Source organism: Pseudomonas sp. 2995-3 (assembly GCF_002742565.1).
Lineage (GTDB): Bacteria > Pseudomonadota > Gammaproteobacteria > Pseudomonadales > Pseudomonadaceae > Aquipseudomonas > Aquipseudomonas edaphica.
Window position 1 is genome coordinate 433632 of sequence record NZ_LJSB01000223.1, and the last position, 17836, is coordinate 451467.

General features: G+C 59.9%; 18 protein-coding genes. 8 read left to right on the forward strand and 10 right to left on the reverse strand.

The window, feature by feature from the left end:
* Positions 1-10: 10 nt before the first annotated feature.
* The 3 genes from AOA62_RS32075 to AOA62_RS22900 all read right to left on the reverse strand — a co-directional run bounded on the left by AOA62_RS32075 (position 11) and on the right by AOA62_RS22900 (position 993).
* Positions 11-151 (reverse strand): hypothetical protein, encoded by a 141-nt coding sequence (locus AOA62_RS32075; protein ID WP_017135523.1) that lies wholly within the window; start codon positions 149-151, stop codon positions 11-13.
* An 11-nt stretch (positions 152-162) separates the two neighbouring features.
* Complete coding sequence (locus AOA62_RS22895) at positions 163-375, reverse strand: hypothetical protein (protein WP_017135522.1); 213 nt, start codon at positions 373-375, stop codon at positions 163-165.
* 72 nt (positions 376-447) lie between these two features.
* A complete protein-coding gene (locus tag AOA62_RS22900) occupies positions 448-993 on the reverse strand; it encodes a hypothetical protein (RefSeq protein ID WP_026013566.1) in 546 nt (181 codons plus the stop codon).
* Positions 994-1456: 463 nt separating this feature from the next.
* On the opposite strand from AOA62_RS22900, the gene AOA62_RS22910 reads away from it, so the two are divergent.
* From AOA62_RS22910 to AOA62_RS22920, 3 genes are all read left to right on the forward strand, one after another.
* Positions 1457-2866, forward strand: a complete 1410-nt coding sequence (locus AOA62_RS22910) for a circularly permuted type 2 ATP-grasp protein (RefSeq protein ID WP_017135520.1) — start codon at positions 1457-1459, stop codon at positions 2864-2866.
* 2 nt (positions 2867-2868) lie between these two features.
* Complete coding sequence (locus tag AOA62_RS22915) at positions 2869-3819, forward strand: alpha-E domain-containing protein (protein WP_017135519.1); 951 nt, start codon at positions 2869-2871, stop codon at positions 3817-3819.
* A 108-nt stretch (positions 3820-3927) separates the two neighbouring features.
* Positions 3928-4356 carry a nuclear transport factor 2 family protein gene (locus tag AOA62_RS22920; RefSeq protein ID WP_099549850.1) on the forward strand — a complete coding sequence of 143 codons (429 nt, stop codon included), beginning with the start codon at positions 3928-3930 and terminating at the stop codon, positions 4354-4356.
* A gap of 122 nt (positions 4357-4478) precedes the next feature.
* Here the strand turns inward: AOA62_RS22920 and msrA are convergent, their stop codons facing one another.
* The 3 genes from msrA to msrB form a co-directional block, all read right to left on the reverse strand.
* Positions 4479-5174 carry a peptide-methionine (S)-S-oxide reductase MsrA gene (msrA, locus tag AOA62_RS22925; RefSeq protein WP_099549851.1) on the reverse strand — a complete coding sequence of 232 codons (696 nt, stop codon included), beginning with the start codon at positions 5172-5174 and terminating at the stop codon, positions 4479-4481.
* 148 nt (positions 5175-5322) lie between these two features.
* The gene (locus AOA62_RS22930; RefSeq protein ID WP_099549852.1) at positions 5323-7083 is read right to left on the reverse strand and encodes a cytochrome c biogenesis protein DipZ; all 1761 of its coding nucleotides are present in this window, start codon (positions 7081-7083) and stop codon (positions 5323-5325) included.
* 38 nt (positions 7084-7121) lie between these two features.
* Entirely contained in the window at positions 7122-7622 is a 501-nt protein-coding gene (msrB, locus tag AOA62_RS22935) for a peptide-methionine (R)-S-oxide reductase MsrB (protein WP_099549853.1), read from the reverse strand.
* A 281-nt stretch (positions 7623-7903) separates the two neighbouring features.
* Here msrB and AOA62_RS22945 point away from each other — a divergent pair, with 281 nt between their 5' ends.
* Positions 7904-8614, forward strand: a complete 711-nt coding sequence (locus tag AOA62_RS22945) for a response regulator transcription factor (protein WP_017135515.1) — start codon at positions 7904-7906, stop codon at positions 8612-8614.
* The gene (locus AOA62_RS22950; RefSeq protein ID WP_017135514.1) at positions 8611-10077 is read left to right on the forward strand and encodes a HAMP domain-containing sensor histidine kinase; all 1467 of its coding nucleotides are present in this window, start codon (positions 8611-8613) and stop codon (positions 10075-10077) included. The genes AOA62_RS22945 and AOA62_RS22950 overlap by 4 nt, the downstream gene beginning before the upstream one ends.
* A 93-nt stretch (positions 10078-10170) precedes the next feature.
* Here AOA62_RS22950 and AOA62_RS22955 read toward each other — a convergent pair whose 3' ends face one another.
* Positions 10171-10875 carry an SDR family oxidoreductase gene (locus AOA62_RS22955; RefSeq protein WP_099549855.1) on the reverse strand — a complete coding sequence of 235 codons (705 nt, stop codon included), beginning with the start codon at positions 10873-10875 and terminating at the stop codon, positions 10171-10173.
* Between the two features lie 101 nt (positions 10876-10976).
* Between AOA62_RS22955 and AOA62_RS22960 the strand changes: the two genes are divergently transcribed.
* Both AOA62_RS22960 and AOA62_RS22965 read left to right on the forward strand, forming a co-directional pair.
* Positions 10977-11879, forward strand: coding sequence for a LysR family transcriptional regulator (locus tag AOA62_RS22960; RefSeq protein WP_099549856.1), 903 nt, complete (start codon positions 10977-10979; stop codon positions 11877-11879).
* An 81-nt stretch (positions 11880-11960) separates the two neighbouring features.
* Positions 11961-12968, forward strand: coding sequence for an aldo/keto reductase (locus AOA62_RS22965; protein WP_099549857.1), 1008 nt, complete (start codon positions 11961-11963; stop codon positions 12966-12968).
* Between the two features lie 50 nt (positions 12969-13018).
* On the opposite strand, the gene AOA62_RS22970 is transcribed toward AOA62_RS22965, so the two are convergent.
* Entirely contained in the window at positions 13019-14263 is a 1245-nt protein-coding gene (locus tag AOA62_RS22970) for a hypothetical protein (protein ID WP_099549858.1), read from the reverse strand.
* Between the two features lie 343 nt (positions 14264-14606).
* Between AOA62_RS22970 and rarD the strand changes: the two genes are divergently transcribed.
* A complete protein-coding gene (gene rarD / locus AOA62_RS22975) occupies positions 14607-15488 on the forward strand; it encodes an EamA family transporter RarD (protein WP_017135509.1) in 882 nt (293 codons plus the stop codon).
* A 56-nt stretch (positions 15489-15544) separates the two neighbouring features.
* On the opposite strand, the gene hppD is transcribed toward rarD, so the two are convergent.
* Both hppD and AOA62_RS22985 read right to left on the reverse strand, forming a co-directional pair.
* Complete coding sequence (gene hppD, locus AOA62_RS22980; RefSeq protein WP_017135508.1) at positions 15545-16621, reverse strand: 4-hydroxyphenylpyruvate dioxygenase; 1077 nt, start codon at positions 16619-16621, stop codon at positions 15545-15547.
* A 245-nt stretch (positions 16622-16866) separates the two neighbouring features.
* Entirely contained in the window at positions 16867-17790 is a 924-nt protein-coding gene (locus tag AOA62_RS22985) for a DMT family transporter (protein WP_099549859.1), read from the reverse strand.
* Positions 17791-17836: the final 46 nt, after the last annotated feature.

Sequence of the window (17836 nt, forward strand, 5' to 3'; positions counted from 1 at the left end):
AGGCGAACGCTCAATCCTGACTTTCGGTGTTGCCTACATCCGCTGCATCATCGAGGTCGTTGAGCGGTACTTCTGCATCATCCATCAATGAACCTGGGTCTTCATTGCCCGGGTCATTGAGTTCTTCATCGTCATCGAGTTCCTGGGACATGACCTTCTCCTCTAACCACCTTGGGTGTCGATATCGGCATCGGTTTCAGGCTTGGGCTCGCGCGTGGGCTTGAAGTCTGGACTGTAGTCGTTTTCCCGGGCTTTGGGGTCGCTGGCAGGTTTCGGGTCTTTTGGCGCATCGGCAGCGGTGCCGGGCGCCGGCTCGCCGCCATCGATGGCCGGGTCGTTACGGTTGCCGGTTTGGGGGTCGTTGCTGGTGTTCATAGGTCACCTCTTGAGTAAAACGCAGCCTGCGTAGAGTTAAGGGTGTGCGCAGCGCCACGAAGTTCAAATTGCTTAAGAGACCGGGTTATCCACCTGGATATAGAACGCATAGGCACCCAGCAGCACCCAGAACACCATAAACAGCCACGGTGCACGCATGGAGAACAGCAGCGACTTGCGATAGCCCTTGTGGGACGATTCGGTCTCGCAGAACAGCGGCGAATCATCGTAGGCCATGCCCATCACCGGCTCACTGCGCAGCAGCTCGCTCTGCTTGTAGTGCCAGTGGTCGATAATTTCGTAGGCGGCGCGAATACCTGGCCAGGCATTCAATGAGCTCAGAATGCCGAGGAAGGCCAGAAACGCGGGCACAACCAAGGTAAAAAACTTGCCCCACTCCGGGTTCAGGTTACCCATGCCGGAGACAAAGGCGATCACCAGGAACGACTGTGCCGAGAGATAGGCGTCGGTACGGTTGGCAAGAATGGTGGTTTCGTACTGGATCTCGCGGCGATAGAAATCGAGGCGGTCTTTGGGTGAGCCGAAAATCTTGGCATTGTGCTCGTTGTGATCGTCCAGGGCGGCTGCCGGTGTGTTGGGAGAGATGATTCTGGGCACGGCGGTGCTCCACAAGGTGACGAGCCTTGTTAGAAGAATCGGGGCTGGATGAAGTTCAAGTTTGTTCATGCACCAATTTGGCGCATTCGCTGCACCCTTGTAGTGAGCGGCGTTTAGTGGCACCACGCTTTTGTGGCGAGCGAGCAAGCTCGCGTTGGGCTGCGTAGCGGTCCCAATAAAAGCGGGAGCGCTGCGCACTCCAGCGCGAGCAAGCTCGCTCGCCACAAAAGCTCGCTCGCCACAGGGGAATAACTGCCTTGAACACCGTTCCGGCACAAGCATTGCTTAATGCATTCATCTGCCCGGATACAGGAGCATTCGTTACCCCCCGACCCAGAGCCGACCCCATAAGAAAGTAAGGACCAGGCCCGTTGGCACCCTCAGCCACAGGCTCATAAAAATATGCGTTTTTTTAAGCGGCAGTGCCACCCAAGGCAACCCTGGGCACTGACAAGGTACTGGAATGGCTCGATCTTTCTTTGATGAAATGAATGACGCAAACGGCGCCTGCCGTGCGCACTATCAGGACTTCTCCCGCTGGCTGGCCAATACGCCGCCGGAACTGTTGGCCCAACGGCGTCGCGAAGCCGATTTGCTCTTCCACCGCGCCGGGATCACCTTCACCCTCTACGGCGACGAACAAGACACCGAGCGCTTGATCCCCTTCGATATCATCCCGCGCAGCATCCCCGCCAGTGAATGGGCCATGATCGAACGCGGCTGCATCCAGCGCGTCAATGCGTTGAACATGTTCCTTGCCGATATCTATCACGACCAGCGCATCATCAAGGCCGGGATCATCCCGGCGGACCAGGTGCTGGGCAACGAGGGTTATCAAAAGGCGATGGTCGGGCTGGACCTGCACCGTGACATCTACTCACATATTTCCGGCGTGGACCTGGTACGCGACGGCGACGGCACCTACTACGTGCTTGAAGACAACCTGCGCACCCCCAGCGGCGTGAGCTACATGCTCGAAGACCGCAAGATGATGATGCGCCTGTTCCCGGAAGTGTTCGCCAAGCAGCGCATCGCGCCGGTGGACCACTACCCCAACCTGCTGCTCAAGACCCTGAAAAGCTCGAGCCGGCTCGACAACCCCAATGTGGTGGTGCTGACGCCGGGGCGTTTTAACAGCGCGTTCTTCGAGCATGCGTTCCTGGCCCGGGAAATGGGCGTGGAGCTGGTGGAAGGCGCCGATCTGTTCGTGCACGACCTGAAAGTGTTCATGCGCACCACCGACGGTCCTAAACCAGTGGACGTGATCTACCGGCGTATCGACGACGCATTCCTTGACCCCCATGCCTTCAACCCGGACTCCATGCTTGGCGTGCCCGGCCTGGTCGCCGCTTACTGCGCCGGCAATGTGGTGCTGGCCAACGCCATCGGCACCGGCGTGGCCGATGACAAATCCATCTACCCTTACGTGCCGGAAATGATCCGCTTCTATCTGGACGAAGAGCCGGTGCTGCAAAACGTACCGACCTTCCAGTGCCGCAAACCGGATGAACTGTCCCATGTGCTGGCGCATTTGCCGGAACTGGTGGTCAAGGAAACCCAAGGCTCCGGCGGCTACGGCATGCTGGTTGGCCCGGCTTCAACGGCTGCCGAAATCGAGGACTTCCGCCAACGCATCAAGGCGCGCCCTCACGCCTACATCGCCCAGCCGACGCTGAGCCTGTCCACCTGCCCCACCTTCGTCGAAAACGGCATCGCGCCACGGCACATCGACCTGCGCCCGTTTGTGCTCTCGGGCAAGGAAACCCGACTGGTGCCTGGCGGGCTGACCCGTGTAGCGTTGAAGGAAGGCTCGTTGATCGTCAACTCGTCGCAAGGCGGCGGAACCAAGGACACCTGGGTGGTGGAGGGCTGAGTATGTTGAGTAGAACCGCCGCAGATCTGTACTGGATGTCCCGTTACCTGGAACGTGCCGAGAACCTGGCGCGCATGCTGGAAGTCAGTTATTCGCTGTCGTTGATGCCCCAGGCCGGGCGCAGTGACGGGCTGGATGAGTTGGCCATGTCGCTGCTCAGCAGCGGCACACTGGACAGCTACCTCGAACGTCATAAACAACTGGACGCCGAACGCATGCTGCACTTCTTCGCCCTCGACGAAGAAAACCCGGCCAGCATCTACAACTGTCTGCGCGCCGCCCGTGGCAATGCCCACGCCGTACGCGGGCGCATTACCGCCGACATGTGGGAAAACCTCAACGCCACCTGGCTGGAAATGCGCAGCATCGCCGCCGGCGGCCTGGCGCGCCATGGCATCAGCCACTTTTGTGACTGGGTCAAACAGCGCTCGCACCTGTTTCGCGGGGCCACCTCCGGCACCATCATGCGCAATGACGCCTACCGGTTTATTCGCCTGGGCACCTTTGTCGAGCGTGCGGACAACACGTTGCGTCTGCTGGACGCGCGTTATGAAATGTTCGGCGAAGAATCCGAAGAGGTCAGCGACCTTTCGGCACGCGGCTATTACCAGTGGAGCGCCCTGCTCCGTGCGTTGTCGTCATTTGAGGCTTACACCGAGCTGTACCCGAATGCGCTGAATGCGCGCTCGGTCTCGGAGTTGCTGCTGTTGCGCAGTGATGTACCGCGCTCACTGCACGCGTGCATCGAGGAGTTGAGCCATATCCTCGCCGACCTGCCCGGCAGTTACGGGCGCGAGGCTCAACGCCTGGCGGCCGAGTTCGAAGCGCGGCTGCGTTATACCGGCATCGATGAAATCCTGGAGGACGGCTTGCACAGCCGGCTCACGGACTTTATTGACACGGTGCGCGAACTGGCGCGGGCGATTCACAGCTCGTACCTGGAAGTGGTGTGAGTGCATTCGGGTTACTTATCTGTCAATTCGGGTGATTGACCCTGCTTGAGTGCCGCTCTTATGTTGGGCAGGTGAACGACCTTCCCAACATAAGAACAGGTACAGCCCATGTCCGAACTCCACCTGAACCCCGCCGCCGCCCACAGCCTGCAACGCTGGCACGCCATGCTGGCCGCACGCGACCTCAACGCCCTGCCCGAACTGCTCGCACCTGACGCGGTGTTCCGCTCGCCCATGGCCCACACGCCCTACCCCGGCGCGCCGGTGGTGTCGATGATCCTCAACACGGTGATCAAGGTGTTCGAAGACTTCGCCTATCACCGTGAACTGGCGAGTGCCGATGGGCTTAACGTGGTGCTGGAGTTCAGCGCGCGCGTGGGTGAAAAACAGCTCAAGGGTATCGATATGATTCGCTTCAATGAACAGGGGCAGATCGTCGAGTTTGAAGTGATGGTGCGCCCGTTGAGTGGGTTGCAGGCGCTGGGTGAGGAAATGGGCCGCCGGCTGGCGCCGTACCTGGCCAAGGCCAAATCCTGAAGACGATCGTTCCCACGCTCCGCGTGGGAATGCCTCTTGTGACGCTCTGCGTCACGTCTTGGGACGCGGAGCGTCCTGGGCTGCATTCCCACGCAGAGCGTGGGAACGATCAGTCCGGGTGGTTATTGGTTTTTGACTAACACCGGCTCGGCACGGTATTGGTCGGGGAACAGTTTCTTGAGCTGCGCCACCTTGGGCAAATCATTGATCACAATGTACGGGTAAGACGGGTTCTCGGTCAGAAAATCCTGGTGATAGGACTCCGCCGGGTAGAACGTCTTGCCCATCTCGACCTTGGTCACGATCGGCTTGTCGAACGCTTTGGCGGCGCCCAACTGGGCGATATAGGCCTGTGCGACTTTTTGCTGCTCGGCATTTTGCGCAAAGATTTCCGAACGGTACTGGGTGCCGCTGTCCGGGCCCTGGCGGTTCAGTTCAGTGGGGTTGTGGGCCACCGAGAAGTAGATCTGCAACAGCTTGCCGTAGCTGACTTTGCTCGGGTCGTAAGTCACCGACACCGATTCGGCGTGGCCGGTATCGCCGTCGCTGACCGACTCGTACTGGGCCGTGTTTGCAGCGCCGCCGTCATAGCCGGATACGGCGTTTTTCACGCCTCGCACATGCTGGAACACGCCTTGGACACCCCAGAAGCAACCCCCGGCGAACACCGCGGTTTGCAGGTTGCCGGGCTCGGCCGGCAGGTCCATGGCCGGCGGCGCGATCATCACGGCCTCTTCGCCGCCACCGAAGGAGAACGCCGAGCTTTGGCCGACGAAAGCGGCGAATGCCAGTGCGGGTAAAATCTTGAGAAGCTTCATAGAACTCACTCCAGTACGCGGTCAAGTGTGGGAGCTGGCTTGCCTGCGATGGCACCGGCAGATCCAACATCATCGTCGGCAGGTACACCGCTATCGCAGCGATGCGGCGACCCGACAAGCCAGCTCCCACATGGATCAGGTTTTCACTTCAACCGAAAGTGAAGGCATACGCCGACACATGCGGGTCGAGAAATTCGATGCTGAAGGTGCGGTCCTGCACGGCGCCGCTCTGACGCACCAGTTGGTAAAGGCGCTGCTCGGTCACCGTACCGCTGCCATCCGGCGCCACGTCAGTACCATGAGCATCGCCAGGCGCCTGGCCATCAATCGTCACCTTGAAGCGCACCGGCTTGCCATCGGCGCCAGGCCCCAGCACCAGGTGCAGGTCACGGGCATGAAAGCGGTAAACCACACGCCCACCGGCCTGGTCGAGGGTGGCTTGTTGGCCGCCGACATTCCATTGGCCTTCCAGGGTCCAGTTGTTCAGGGCCAGGTGGCCGGCCGCCGGGTAATTCACCACTTTGTCGGTGCCCAACGCGCCGGTGGTGACAAAGTTTTCCGCACGCTGGAAGCCCAGGTAGGTTTCCGGCGATTGCACCTCGTTCATGTCCGGCGCTTGCTGCACACCCTTGGCATCGGCCTCGATCAAACCACCGGCGACGTTGGTCGCGCCGGCCTCACGCAGCAGTTGCTGAATCACCCGCTCCGACTCGGCGTAGTCGCCTTCACCGAAGTGGTGATAACGAATCTGGCCCTTGGCATCGGCAAAGTAATGCGCCGGCCAGTATTGGTTGTTGAAGGCGCGCCAGATCTTGTAGTTGTTGTCGATCGCCACCGGGTAGGTGATGCCCAGGTCTTTCATGGCCTTGGTGACGTTGTTCACGTCGCGTTCAAAGGCAAACTCCGGGGCGTGTACGCCGATCACTACCAAGCCCTGGTCTTTGTATTTCTCGGCCCAGGCTTTGACGTAAGGCAAGGTGCGCAGGCAGTTGATGCAGGAGTAGGTCCAGAAATCCACCAGCACCACTTTGCCCTTGAGTGCTTCGGCGGTCAGCGGCGGGCTGTTGAGCCATTGCACCGCGCCCTCCAGCGGCGGCAGCGTGCCTTCGATAGGCAGTGTGTCGCTGTGGTTGGCCGCCGCCATCATGGCGCCACCGGCCATCATCGCCCCGCTCTTCTGTGCAGGTTTGGCGCTCAGTGTGTCGACCAGGCTTTGTTCAAGGCCACCGGTAGAGGCGGTCGACAAGCGCGACAACACGCCCGTGTCCAGGCCCAAGGCGATGGCGGCCACACCGGCCAGCATCAGCGCACCCAGGCCACGGCGCAGCCATTCGCCGGCGCCCAGGGATTTTTTCATCAAGCCAAAGACTTTACCGCCGACCAGCAAGGCCAAGGCCAGGGAGGTGGCAGCCCCGGCGGCGTAGGCCAGCAAGAGCAAGGTAGTGCCGATGCTGGCCCCTTGCAGCGCGGCGCCGGTCAGCACCAGCCCCAGGATTGGCCCGGCGCAAGGCGCCCAGAGCAAACCGGTGGCCACGCCGATCAGGAACGACGCGCCCGGACGCGGTTTGGCATCGGCCCCGGCGGCCTCCGACAAACGACTGCCGGCGGCCACCAATGGCCGCGTCAGTCGCTCCGAGAGTTTCGGCAGCAACAGCGTGAGCCCGAACAGGGCAACGCACAGCAACGCGAGCCAACGCCCGTATTGATTGACTTGCACCACCCAGCCGCCGCCCACCGCAGCCAGTGAGGCCACCAGGGCGAACGTCACCGCCATCCCCGCTAACAGCGGCAAGCCACTGCGCATAAACGGCTGCCCGGTGCGAGCGAAGACAAAAGGCAGAACAGGCAGGATGCACGGGCTGACAATTGTCAGCACGCCGCCCAGATACGCGAGAACCAGCAGCCACATGGAATCGACCCTTATACGAATTAAAAATGGACATCGGCTTAAGCCGCCGTGAACGTCATGGCGACGCCATTCATGCAGTAGCGCAGGCCTGTGGGCGCCGGGCCATCGTCAAAAACGTGCCCTTGGTGGCCACCGCAACGGCGACAATGAATTTCCTTGCGTACCACGCCATACGAAGTGTCGACGTGGCTGGCGACCGCGTTGTCCAGCGGCTGCCAGAAGCTTGGCCAGCCGGTGTGGCTGTCAAACTTGGTGGTCGAGGAGAACAGCGGCAATGCGCAACCGGCACAGGCAAAGGTGCCAGCACGGTGTTCATCATTGAGTGTGCTGCTGTAGGGGCGTTCGGTGCCCTCCTCGCGCAGCACGTCAAATTGCTCAGCCGTCAGCAGGCTGCGCCACTGGGCTTCGGTGTGGTTGACCTCAAAGGCCTCGGCCGCTTCGACTTCGGTGACCATGCTGAGCTGTTTCAGCAGGCCACCGGCCAGGACGGCGACACCCAGGCCACCACCGGCCAGCAGCATTTGTCGACGTGAGTACATACGATTCTCCTCAACCCATAGGCATTCATGGCGAGCGTGCTTGTTGTGGCGAGCGGGCTTGCCCCGCGTTGGAGTGCGCAGCGCTCCCGCTTTTTTGGGGCCGCTACGCAGCCCAACGCGGGGCAAGCCCGCTCGCCACATAAAACCCATCCGCAGCAACAATGTCGCCATCCTGAGCCTTGGCCGGTCGCGAAATCCTCACGCAGAGTTAAACAATTCGTGATAACTACACTGTGGCAAAAGCCGCACAATGCGCGGACTACAAGCGAAGGTTTTCTTATATGGATCAGCCCAAACGCGTCCTGGTGGTCGAGGACGATGCCCATATTGCCGACTTGATCTGCCTGCACCTGCGCGACGAGCAGTTCGAGGTGGTGCACAGCGCCGATGGCACCGAAGGCCTGGGCCTGCTCGAACAAGGTGGCTGGGATGCACTGATCCTCGACCTGATGCTGCCCGGCGTCGACGGCCTGGAGATCTGCCGCCGTGCCCGCGCCATGGCGCGCTACACACCGATCATCATCACCAGCGCGCGCTCAAGTGAACTGCACCGCATCCTCGGCCTGGAGTTGGGTGCTGACGACTATTTGGCCAAGCCGTTCTCGATGCCGGAGTTGGTGGCTCGGGTCAAGGCACTGTTGCGCCGGGTGGACGCGATGGCGCGCAACCTGAAGATGGACGCCGGCAGCCTTGAGCTGGGCGCGTTGTTCATCAACCCGCTGACCCGTGACGCCACCCTGCAAGGCCAGCGCCTGGACCTCACGCCGCGCGAATTTGACCTGCTGTACTTCTTTGCCCGTCAGCCGGGTAAAGTCTTCTCGCGCATGGACCTGCTCAACGCCGTGTGGGGCTACAGCCACGAGGGCTACGAGCACACCGTGAACACCCATATCAACCGGCTACGCGCCAAGGTCGAGGTCGACCCGGCCAACCCGGCGCGCATCCTCACGGTGTGGGGCCGTGGCTACAAATTCGCCGAGAGCGCCGCATGAAGTTGACCCTGACCCAACGCCTGTCGGTGGTGTTTGCCGTGTTGCTGGTGATCTGCAGCGGCACGTCGGCCTGGCTGCAGGTGCGTTCCAACCACATGCATGAACTGGAAGTGGTGCAAGGCCTGTCCCGTGACTTGGCGGCGCACATTGCCCGCGATACCCAACTGATGGACGCCGACGGCCTCAAGCCGGATGCCGTGCGCAATCTGTTCAACCAACTGATGCTGGTTAACCCGAGTGTCGAGGTGTACCTGCTCGATATTGACGGCCGTGTGGTGGGTAACGCCGCACCCAGCGGGCATTTGCTGCGTGACCATGTGGACCTCGCGCCGGTTCGGCGCTTTCTCAGCGGGGCCATGCTGCCGATCCTTGGCGATGACCCGCGCAGCGTCGACGGGCGCAAAGTATTCAGTGCTGCGCCGCTCAAGGCCAACGGCCAGCAAACCGGCTTTCTGTATGTGGTGCTGCTGGGCGAAGCCCATGATGTGTACGACGCCAAGGACGCCACCGGCATGGCCTTGAAGATCGCCCTGTGGTCCATCGGCCTGGTCGCCCTGCTCTGCCTGATGGCGGGCCTGATCGCCTTTGCCTGGATCACCCGGCCACTGCGCCAACTGACCGACAAGGTCGGCCAGTTCGACATTAACGGCGCGCCGAAAGCCGCCGAAACGGCTGTTCCCGAACTCAACAGCGGCGATGAAATCGCCGTGCTCGACCACGCCTTCGTGCAGATGGAAAACCGTTTGGGCGAGCAATGGCGCGCCATCACCCATCAAGACCAGGAACGTCGGGAGATGGTCGCCAATATTTCCCACGACCTGCGCACGCCATTGGCGTCGTTGCATGGCTACCTGGAAACCCTGTCGCTCAAGGATGCGAGCCTGAGCCCCGAAGAACGCCGGCGCTACCTGGGCATTGCGCTGGACCAGAGCCGTAAAGTCGGCGGCCTGGCCCAGTCCCTGCTGGAACTGGTGCGCCTGGAGCACGGTTTTGTGCAGCCGGTGATAGAAGGCTTCTCGCTGCCGGACCTGGTGCAAGATATCTTTCAGAAATTCGAACTGACCGCTGAAGCCCGTGCCATCACCCTCATCGCCACCCTGCCGCCCCAGGTGCCGACGGTGATGGCCGACCTGGGCCTGATCGAACGGGTGCTCACCAACCTGCTGGACAACGCGTTGCGCCATACGCCGGTGAATGGAGAAGTCGAGGTGATCCTGGCGCCCGAGGCCGGTGCCGTAGCAGTCATGGTCAGCGACAGCGGCCCCGGAATCGATGCCCAATTGCGCGAAGGCTTGTTCCTGCGCGCCTTCACCATCGGCGGCGCGCGCCGCGATGGCGGCCTGGGCTTGCGCATCGTGCACCGCATTCTGCAACTGCATGGGCGCAGTATCGAACTGGTGGAGCGCCCTGGGCATGGCGCGACGTTCAGGTTCTCCCTGGAAACCCGAGCCTCAACGCGTTGACTTGCGGCTAGGCTGGCATGGCGGCCTGTGCCGCCATACCTTTTTGCACTGCCTGCGCCCTTTGCGAACCAGCCCTACACTTTTGCTCAGTGTTTACAGCAGGCCTCCGCCGTCGATATCAATTACCGCGCCGGTGACAAAGCCATTTTCCATGGCCAGCACATAACCCGCCGCCACTTCATCCGCCTGCCCGACTCGCCCCACTGGCAACGCGGTGCCGGCCTTGGCGAACATCGCCAGGCGTTGCTCGTCTGCCAACCCCGCATATGCCGGCGTGTCGATCACACCTGGGCTGATCACATTGACGCGCCGTGGTGCCAACTCTTTTGCGAGCTGCTTGCCCAGCGCTTCAGTCGCAGCATTGATACCCGTCTTGATGAACTGCCCCGCCATCAACTTACGGCCCAGTTGGCCCGAGGTCAGGCTGATGCTGCCGTGCTCTGCCAAAAATGGCAGCGCTTGCTGAATCGCGCGCAATGCGCCCCAGAGTTTCACGCTGAAATTGTCCTGGGCCTCGTCCAGATCGGTCTCGACCAGCGGTTTTGCCCGCACTGACGGGCCGGAGGTAAACACCAAGTGGTCAAAACGCCCGACCGTCTCGAACAAACGCTGCAAGGAGGCGCTGTCGGTGACGTCGACCGGTTCGCTGCGCACAGCGTTTTCGACACCCGAGGTCAAACGCCGCCCGGCCAGCACCACGTGTGCGCCACGGGCGCTGGCGGCCTTGGCCACGGCGGCACCGATGCCGCTGCTGCCGCCGATCACGATAACGGTTTTACCGCTGAGGGAAGATGTCATGGGGTTACTACCTGGCTAAAAAAGTGAGCGTTGATCTTCTCAGCTTGGCAATCGGCGAAAAATCCCGGTAAAACGACAAGATCTTTAAAGGATTTTTACAAATGAGCTCGACCCTGGACCTTGAAGTGTTCGTGCGCACCGCCGACACCGGCAGCCTGTCGGCGGCGGCGCGCAGCCTCAACCTCACCCCGGCGGCGGCAAGTATTGCGCTCAAGCGCCTGGAAACCCGGCTGGGCATCCGCTTGCTCGCCCGCTCGACGCGTAGCATGCGCCTGACCGAAGAAGGCCGGCGCTACCTCGACAGCGTGCGCGTAGCCCTCGAAGCGCTGGCCGAAGGCGAGCAGGCGATCAAGCAACAAGGCCAGAGCTTGAGTGGGTTATTGCAACTGGCAGCACCTTCGGACTTCGGCCGCAATGTACTGCTCGGCTGGCTGGATGAGTTCAAGCTTGCGCACCCGACGATCCGCCTGCAGCTACTGCTCAACGACAGTAACGCGGATCTGTTCCGCGACACCGTCGACATTGCCCTGCGCTTTGGTGTGCCGAGGGATTCCAGCCTGGTGGCGCTGCCCGTGGTACCCGGCCACCATCGTATCCCCTGCGCCAGCCCTGACTACCTGGCGCGCCATGGCACACCGCGCACGCCAGCCGACCTGACGCAGCACAGTACATTGCGCTACATGCGCCGTGGGCAGGCAAATAGCACCTGGTACTTTCGCCAAGGCGCCTTGCTGCAGGAGGTCGAGGTGTCGGGTGATTACCTGAGCGATGACGGTGAAATCGTGCGGCGCTGGGCGCTGGCAGGCCACGGCATCGCCTATAAGGCCAACCTGGATATTGCCGGCGATATCAAGGCTGGGCGGTTGGTGCCGCTGCTGCCCGACTGGCAAGGCGAGCCCACGCCGTTCAACCTGATGTGCCCACATCGCCTGCAAGTGTCGGAACGGGTGAAAGTGCTGCATGGTTTTTTACAGCAGCGCTGCCAGACCTTGCTGAGTGTATGAAGAAACGCGCGCAGGGCTTGTTCCAGAGCCGCCGAGTCTGGTATTGCATGGGTAACGTTTCCCTGCCATGAGGAGCTTTGCATGATTTACCGCACATTGGGCCAGTCCGGGTTGAAGGTCAGCGCACTAACCCTGGGCACCATGATGTTTGGCGAGCAGACCAACACGGAAGACTCGCTGCGCATCATCGACAAGGCCTGGGACCAGGGCATCAATTTCATTGACACGGCCGACGTCTACACCGGTGGGCGCTCCGAGGAAATCGTCGGCGAGGCCATTGCCCGCCACCGTTCGGATTGGGTGCTGGCCACCAAAGTCGGCTTTGGCCCGGTGGACGGCCTGCCCAACCGCAGCGGCTTGAGCCGCAAGCGCATGTTCAATGCACTGGAAGCCAGCCTGAAGCGCCTGGACACCGACTACCTGGACATTTATTACCTGCACCGCGAGGACCACGACACGCCGCTGGAAGTCACCGTGTCGGCGATTGGCGACCTGATCCGCCAAGGCAAGATCCGCTATTGGGGCCTGTCCAACTACCGTGGTTGGCGTATCGCCGAAGTGATTCGCGTGGCCGAGCGTTTGGGGGTCGACCAGCCGATCATCAGCCAGCCGCTGTACAACATCGTCAACCGCCAGGCCGAGGTCGAGCAACTTACCGCTGCAGCCGCCTATGGCTTGGGTGTGGTGCCTTATAGCCCACTGGCCCGTGGCGTACTCAGTGGCAAATACGCCCCCGACGTGACGCCCGAAGCCGGCAGCCGTGCGGCGCGCCAGGACAAGCGTATCCTGGAAACCGAATGGCGGGTGGGGGCATTGCGCATTGCCCAGCAGATTCAGCAATACACCCAAGGACGGAGTGTGGGAATGATCGAGTTTGCAATTGCCTGGGTGCTGAACAACTCCGCGGTCAGTTCGGCGATTGTCGGGCCGCGTACCGAGGCGCAGTGGGATGCGTATACCGGGGCGCTGGCGGTGAAGATCACGGCAGAAGATGAGGCGTTTATTGACTCGCTGGTGACGCCAGGGCATTCGTCTACGCCGGGGTTTAATGACGTGAGCCATTTTGTGTCAGGGCGTATTAGTCGGTAGTCATACCCCGCCCACCGTCGCCAGTGTGGGCGGGTTTGTTGGTTGCCGAGTTATAGTTTTATATCCGCTTTTACACCTAACCCATGGGCGGCTTCTCTGGCCTCTTCTTGTGTCACAGGTTGTTGTTTTAATATCTTCGCCAGCACGGCGGCGACAGATCTGTAAGTACCATAGCCAGGCACAAACCCCTGAGCGGCAGTCGCAAAGTTGGTAAGTATCGCGTTCATTTCACTTTTTGGCAGACCGAATACTCTGCCGATATCGTTGTTCTTATTCAAGAAAAGCAACACGGCATTGACGGGGTTATCCAGGCCGCGTTCGACGGTATCGGCAGTTGCTTTGTCGACTCCAAGCGCTTGCAGGAGCGTTGAGACCCCGGAAAATGGACTTTCTAGAAAATTGGCGAAGGCGTTGACCACAGAGTTCAGATCACCATTACCCCTGAAGACGAGTTCTCGCAGTTGTGGCAATGTGATGGGAACCAGTGGCAATTGACTATGGGCGCCATTTTTAAGGAAGTAAAAATTCCCCTTGTCACCCGAACCCAGCAAGTTGCCGTGAAAGTCGTACCGATAGACCACTTTCTCTCCATTGGGCCGCACGCCGCTAAAGGTCGGCCTGCCGTGATCGACCGATTCCAATTGCTGATTGACAAGCCCGTTGACAAACCTGATTGTCGTAGGGTTTTCACTGGTTCGATCCAAGTGCTCAAACACATTCCCTACGATCTGCTGGCCTGGTCCTATCAGCATATTGGGTGCGCTGCCTTGCGTTGCGGATGCACGCGCCTGTACTGCTGTTCTGACAGGGGAAGTCGCTGTCTTGTCGACAAAATGGGCAAGAAACGCGTTAAAGGCGTCAGTCTTTTTCGGTAAACTTTTCAGAAAATCGTCGATTGCCTGATAACTGTTAAACTCATAACTTGATTTAAAGTCCTTCTCCGGCATCCACAATACAAAATTCACGGCGCCCTGCACGATCGGTTCGCGTTTGACAATAAAACTGTCCCTGGCCGGATAAGGACCCACGTTGAAGCAATAAGCACTGACGCGAGGTTGTTTAGAAGTATCTGGAGAGGCAACCGCGTCCAGTAATTCCTTACCGTCCGCCGTGAGTACGCCGCTGTTGTTATCTATGGCGACCGACTCGAAAAAAGTCTTATAGGTTTCAAGTTTTTTCCATGACGGTGTGTCACCTTTCGGAAACGCAACGCTTTCGCCGAACCTGCCTATAATACCGGGCAAGCCGTTGAAGGTAGCAGGTGAAGAGCCATAATAGGGGGAAATGCCATGCATAGGGTGGACCTCATTATCTAATGTCTTAGTCTGCAACCCTCTGAACCACTCCTTGCCAGAGCCATGGTTATCATCACGCAATGATGACGCCCACCAAAGTCGCACTTACTAACTTATTTCCATTAGTTGATGTTTTTTGCAGAGCATTAATAAGCCATGCAAAACTTTCCATGCAAAACCAAGCGCAGTCATGCTAGCCGCGAAAAGTCATACTTGTGTGGCACGGGGGTAGGAAGGTGTTCCATTAAAATGTTGTAATCGGCGTGACAAAGAGTGTCACGAACCCTATATTCCCCACCTAAGTTCCCCTTCTTCTGTAAAAATCAGCTTTCGCGAGGACAGTGTGTCTAAAGGTGTTGTTTTATCGGTCTTGGCCTCGGTGTTGTTTGCCGTGATGTATTACTTCACCTCGCTGCTCACGCCCTTGAGCGGCCTGGAGATTTTTGGTTGGCGCATGCTGCTGACCGTGCCGTGCATGACGGTGTTCATGATCGTCAGCGGTGAATGGCGGCGCGTGTGGGAGTTGCTGCGAATGCTGGCGGCCAGGCCGCGGCTGATCGGCGGCGTGGTGCTGTCGTCCGCCCTGCTGGGCGTACAGTTATGGCTGTTTATGTGGGCACCGTTGAACGGGCGCAGCCTGGATGTGTCGGTGGGGTATTTCCTGCTGCCACTGACCATGGTGCTGACCGGGCGCCTGGTCTACGGCGAACGCTTGTCGCGCTTGCAGCAGATCGCGGTATTTTTTGCCGCGCTCGGGGTGCTTAATGAGTTGTACCAGGCCGGTGGTTTTTCCTGGGCCACGCTGGTGGTAATCATTGGGTACCCGATCTACTTCGTGGTACGCAAATACCTGAGCACCGATCACCTGGGCGGCTTGTGGCTGGACATGGCGCTGATGCTGCCGGTGGCCTGGTGGTTTGTGCAGCATGGCGAACAAGGTTTTGCCGTGCTCGAGCTGCACCCCAAGCTCTATGCGTTGATTCCAATGCTGGGCTTGATCAGTGCCTCGGCGCTGGTGAGCTACATCATCGCCAGCCGCTTATTGGCCTTCAGCCTGTTCGGCTTGCTCAGCTATGTGGAGCCTGTGTTGCTACTGTTCGTGGCCTTGTTGCTGGGCGAAGGCATCAAGGGCGGCCAGTGGCTGACGTATATCCCGATCTGGCTGGCGGTGATGGTGCTGGTGTATGAAGGTTTCAAGCATCTGCTGCGTCAGCGCAAAGCCTGATGCGCAGGCAATAAAAAGCCCGGCCGGGGGTTAACCTCGGCCGGGCTTTTTTGTGCTTAGTCGGTGGTCAGTACACCACGACGCACCTGGTCACGCTCGATCGACTCGAACAGTGCCTTGAAGTTGCCCTCGCCAAACCCATCGTCGCCTTTGCGCTGGATGAATTCGAAGAACACCGGCCCCATCAGGGTTTCCGAGAAAATCTGTAGCAGCAGACGTTTGTCGCCCTCGATCGAGGAGCCGTCCAGCAGAATACCGCGCGCCTGCAGTTGGTCCACCGGCTCGCCGTGGTTTGGCAGGCGGCCTTCGAGCATTTCGTAGTAGGTGTCCGGCGGCGCAGTCATGAAGCGCATGCCGATCTTCTTCAGCGCATCCCAGGTCTTGACCAGGTCTTCGGTGAGGAACGCCACGTGCTGGATGCCCTCGCCGTTGAACTGCATCAGGAACTCTTCGATCTGGCCGGCGCCTTTGGACGATTCCTCGTTCAACGGGATGCGGATCATGCCGTCCGGGGCGCTCATGGCCTTGGACGTGAGGCCGGTGTATTCACCCTTGATATCGAAGTAGCGTGCTTCACGGAAGTTGAACAGTTTCTCGTAGAAGTTGGCCCAGTAGACCATGCGGCCGCGATACACATTGTGGGTCAGGTGGTCGATGACCTTGAGGCCTGCTCCTACCGGATTGCGGTCGACACCTTCGAGGTACACGAAGTCGATGTCATAAATCGAGCTGCCTTCACCGAAACGGTCGATCAGGTACAGCGGCGCACCGCCAATGCCTTTAATGGCTGGCAGGTTGAGTTCCATCGGGCCGGTTTCGATATGAATCGGCTGGGCGCCCAGTTCCAGCGCGCGGTTGTAGGCTTGCTGCGAGTCTTTGACGCGGAACGCCATGCCACACACCGACGGGCCGTGTTCGGCGGCAAAGTACGACGCCAGGCTGTCGGGCTGGTTGTTGAGGATCAGATTGATCTCGCCCTGGCGATACAGGTGCACATTCTTGGAGCGGTGGGTCGCGACTTTGGTGAAGCCCATGATCTCGAAGATCGGCTCCAGGGTGCCTGGAGTCGGCGATGCGAATTCAATAAATTCAAAGCCCATCAGGCCCATCGGGTTTTCGTATTGGTCGGCCATTTCGGCACCTCATCATTCTTGTAAGTAGCAAGCAGTCAATTACAGGCAAGGATGAGGTTGCAGGGTGGCGCGCACGAGAGGCCCCGCACGCTGCGGGCGAGGAAGTCACCAAAGATCAGGGGGGAGCCGAGTAGCTTCATGATTACATCAGTCTCTGACGGCCGAGGCTTGCGTGAGCGCAAGTCCATATTCTTGTATGCGTAAATCGATTCTACACAGCGTAACAGTATTTGTCCGCACTCTCATCAAATCCCTATTGCCCTGGGCTGCGCAAGGGGTTTGTTGCACAGATAGATGCCCAACAGGATCACCGCGCCACCCAGCGCCATGGGTAACGTCAGTTGTTCGCCGAGCAGCAGCGCGCCGCAGATCACCGCCGTCAGCGGGTTAAGCGCGATGAACACGCCCGCGCGGGTCGCGCCGATACGCCGGATGCCATCGTAATAGCCGATGTACGCCAGCGCGGAGCCGAGCACACCCAAATACAACAGGCTCACAACCTGCGACCAGTGCAGGCTGACGACCCCTTGTACGGTGAAGCGTCCGGTGAGCGCGGTGGCCAGTGTCAGCATCAGGGTGCCGAGCAATACTGACCACGTGACGGTTTGCAATGGCCCCAGGCTTTGATTCAACGCGCGGGAAAACAACGAGTAAATCCCCCACCCCAGCACACAGCCAAACACCAGCACGTCGCCCTGCCAGGTACTCGATGCACCTTGCAGCAGTTGCGGGTTACGACTGACGATCACCGCCGCAGCGCCAGCCAGGCACAACGCCATGCCCAGCACCTTGGCAGCGCCGAGGCGCTCTTTGAACAACCACCAGGAAGCCAGGCCGATCACGGCCGGATTCAACGCCACGATCAATGAAGCGCGCGAGGCATTGATGTACTGCAGGCCGTAGAAAAAACACAGGTTGTAGAAAAAGATCCCGAAAAAACCCAGCACTGCCAGACGTAGCAGTTGCCGGGGACGTGGCCGCGCCAGCGGGATGCGTGCACACAGCATAAACAGCAGCAGCGCCAGGCTGGCCAGGATAAACCGCAGGCTGGCGGCCAGCAGCGGGTCTACTTGATGGGCCAGGTAGCGCCCGGCGACAAAGGTGCCACCCCAGATCATGGTCACAGCGGCGAGCTTCAGGTAGGTGAGGCGATCAGATGAATGATGCATTAGCAGTTGCTCGACAGGTGGCAGGGTTGGCATATTCTTCGACTAA

Bases quoted from the DNA above. Each gene is read 5' to 3' on its own strand.
- AOA62_RS22950 (WP_017135514.1), top strand. From the start codon at position 8,611: ATGAAGTTGACCCTGACCCAACGCCTGTCGGTGGTGTTTGCCGTGTTG.
- AOA62_RS22960 (WP_099549856.1), top strand. From the start codon at position 10,977: ATGAGCTCGACCCTGGACCTTGAAGTGTTCGTGCGCACCGCCGACACC.
- AOA62_RS22955 (WP_099549855.1), bottom strand. From the start codon at position 10,875: ATGACATCTTCCCTCAGCGGTAAAACCGTTATCGTGATCGGCGGCAGC.
- AOA62_RS22945 (WP_017135515.1), top strand. From the start codon at position 7,904: ATGGATCAGCCCAAACGCGTCCTGGTGGTCGAGGACGATGCCCATATT.
- AOA62_RS22985 (WP_099549859.1), bottom strand. From the start codon at position 17,790: ATGCATCATTCATCTGATCGCCTCACCTACCTGAAGCTCGCCGCTGTG.
- AOA62_RS22920 (WP_099549850.1), top strand. From the start codon at position 3,928: ATGTCCGAACTCCACCTGAACCCCGCCGCCGCCCACAGCCTGCAACGC.
- msrA (WP_099549851.1), bottom strand. From the start codon at position 5,174: ATGAAGCTTCTCAAGATTTTACCCGCACTGGCATTCGCCGCTTTCGTC.
- hppD (WP_017135508.1), bottom strand. From the start codon at position 16,621: ATGGCCGACCAATACGAAAACCCGATGGGCCTGATGGGCTTTGAATTT.
- AOA62_RS22895 (WP_017135522.1), bottom strand. From the start codon at position 375: ATGAACACCAGCAACGACCCCCAAACCGGCAACCGTAACGACCCGGCC.
- AOA62_RS22915 (WP_017135519.1), top strand. From the start codon at position 2,869: ATGTTGAGTAGAACCGCCGCAGATCTGTACTGGATGTCCCGTTACCTG.
- msrB (WP_099549853.1), bottom strand. From the start codon at position 7,622: ATGTACTCACGTCGACAAATGCTGCTGGCCGGTGGTGGCCTGGGTGTC.
- AOA62_RS32075 (WP_017135523.1), bottom strand. From the start codon at position 151: ATGTCCCAGGAACTCGATGACGATGAAGAACTCAATGACCCGGGCAAT.
- AOA62_RS22910 (WP_017135520.1), top strand. From the start codon at position 1,457: ATGGCTCGATCTTTCTTTGATGAAATGAATGACGCAAACGGCGCCTGC.
- AOA62_RS22965 (WP_099549857.1), top strand. From the start codon at position 11,961: ATGATTTACCGCACATTGGGCCAGTCCGGGTTGAAGGTCAGCGCACTA.
- AOA62_RS22930 (WP_099549852.1), bottom strand. From the start codon at position 7,083: ATGTGGCTGCTGGTTCTCGCGTATCTGGGCGGCGTGCTGACAATTGTC.
- AOA62_RS22970 (WP_099549858.1), bottom strand. From the start codon at position 14,263: ATGCATGGCATTTCCCCCTATTATGGCTCTTCACCTGCTACCTTCAAC.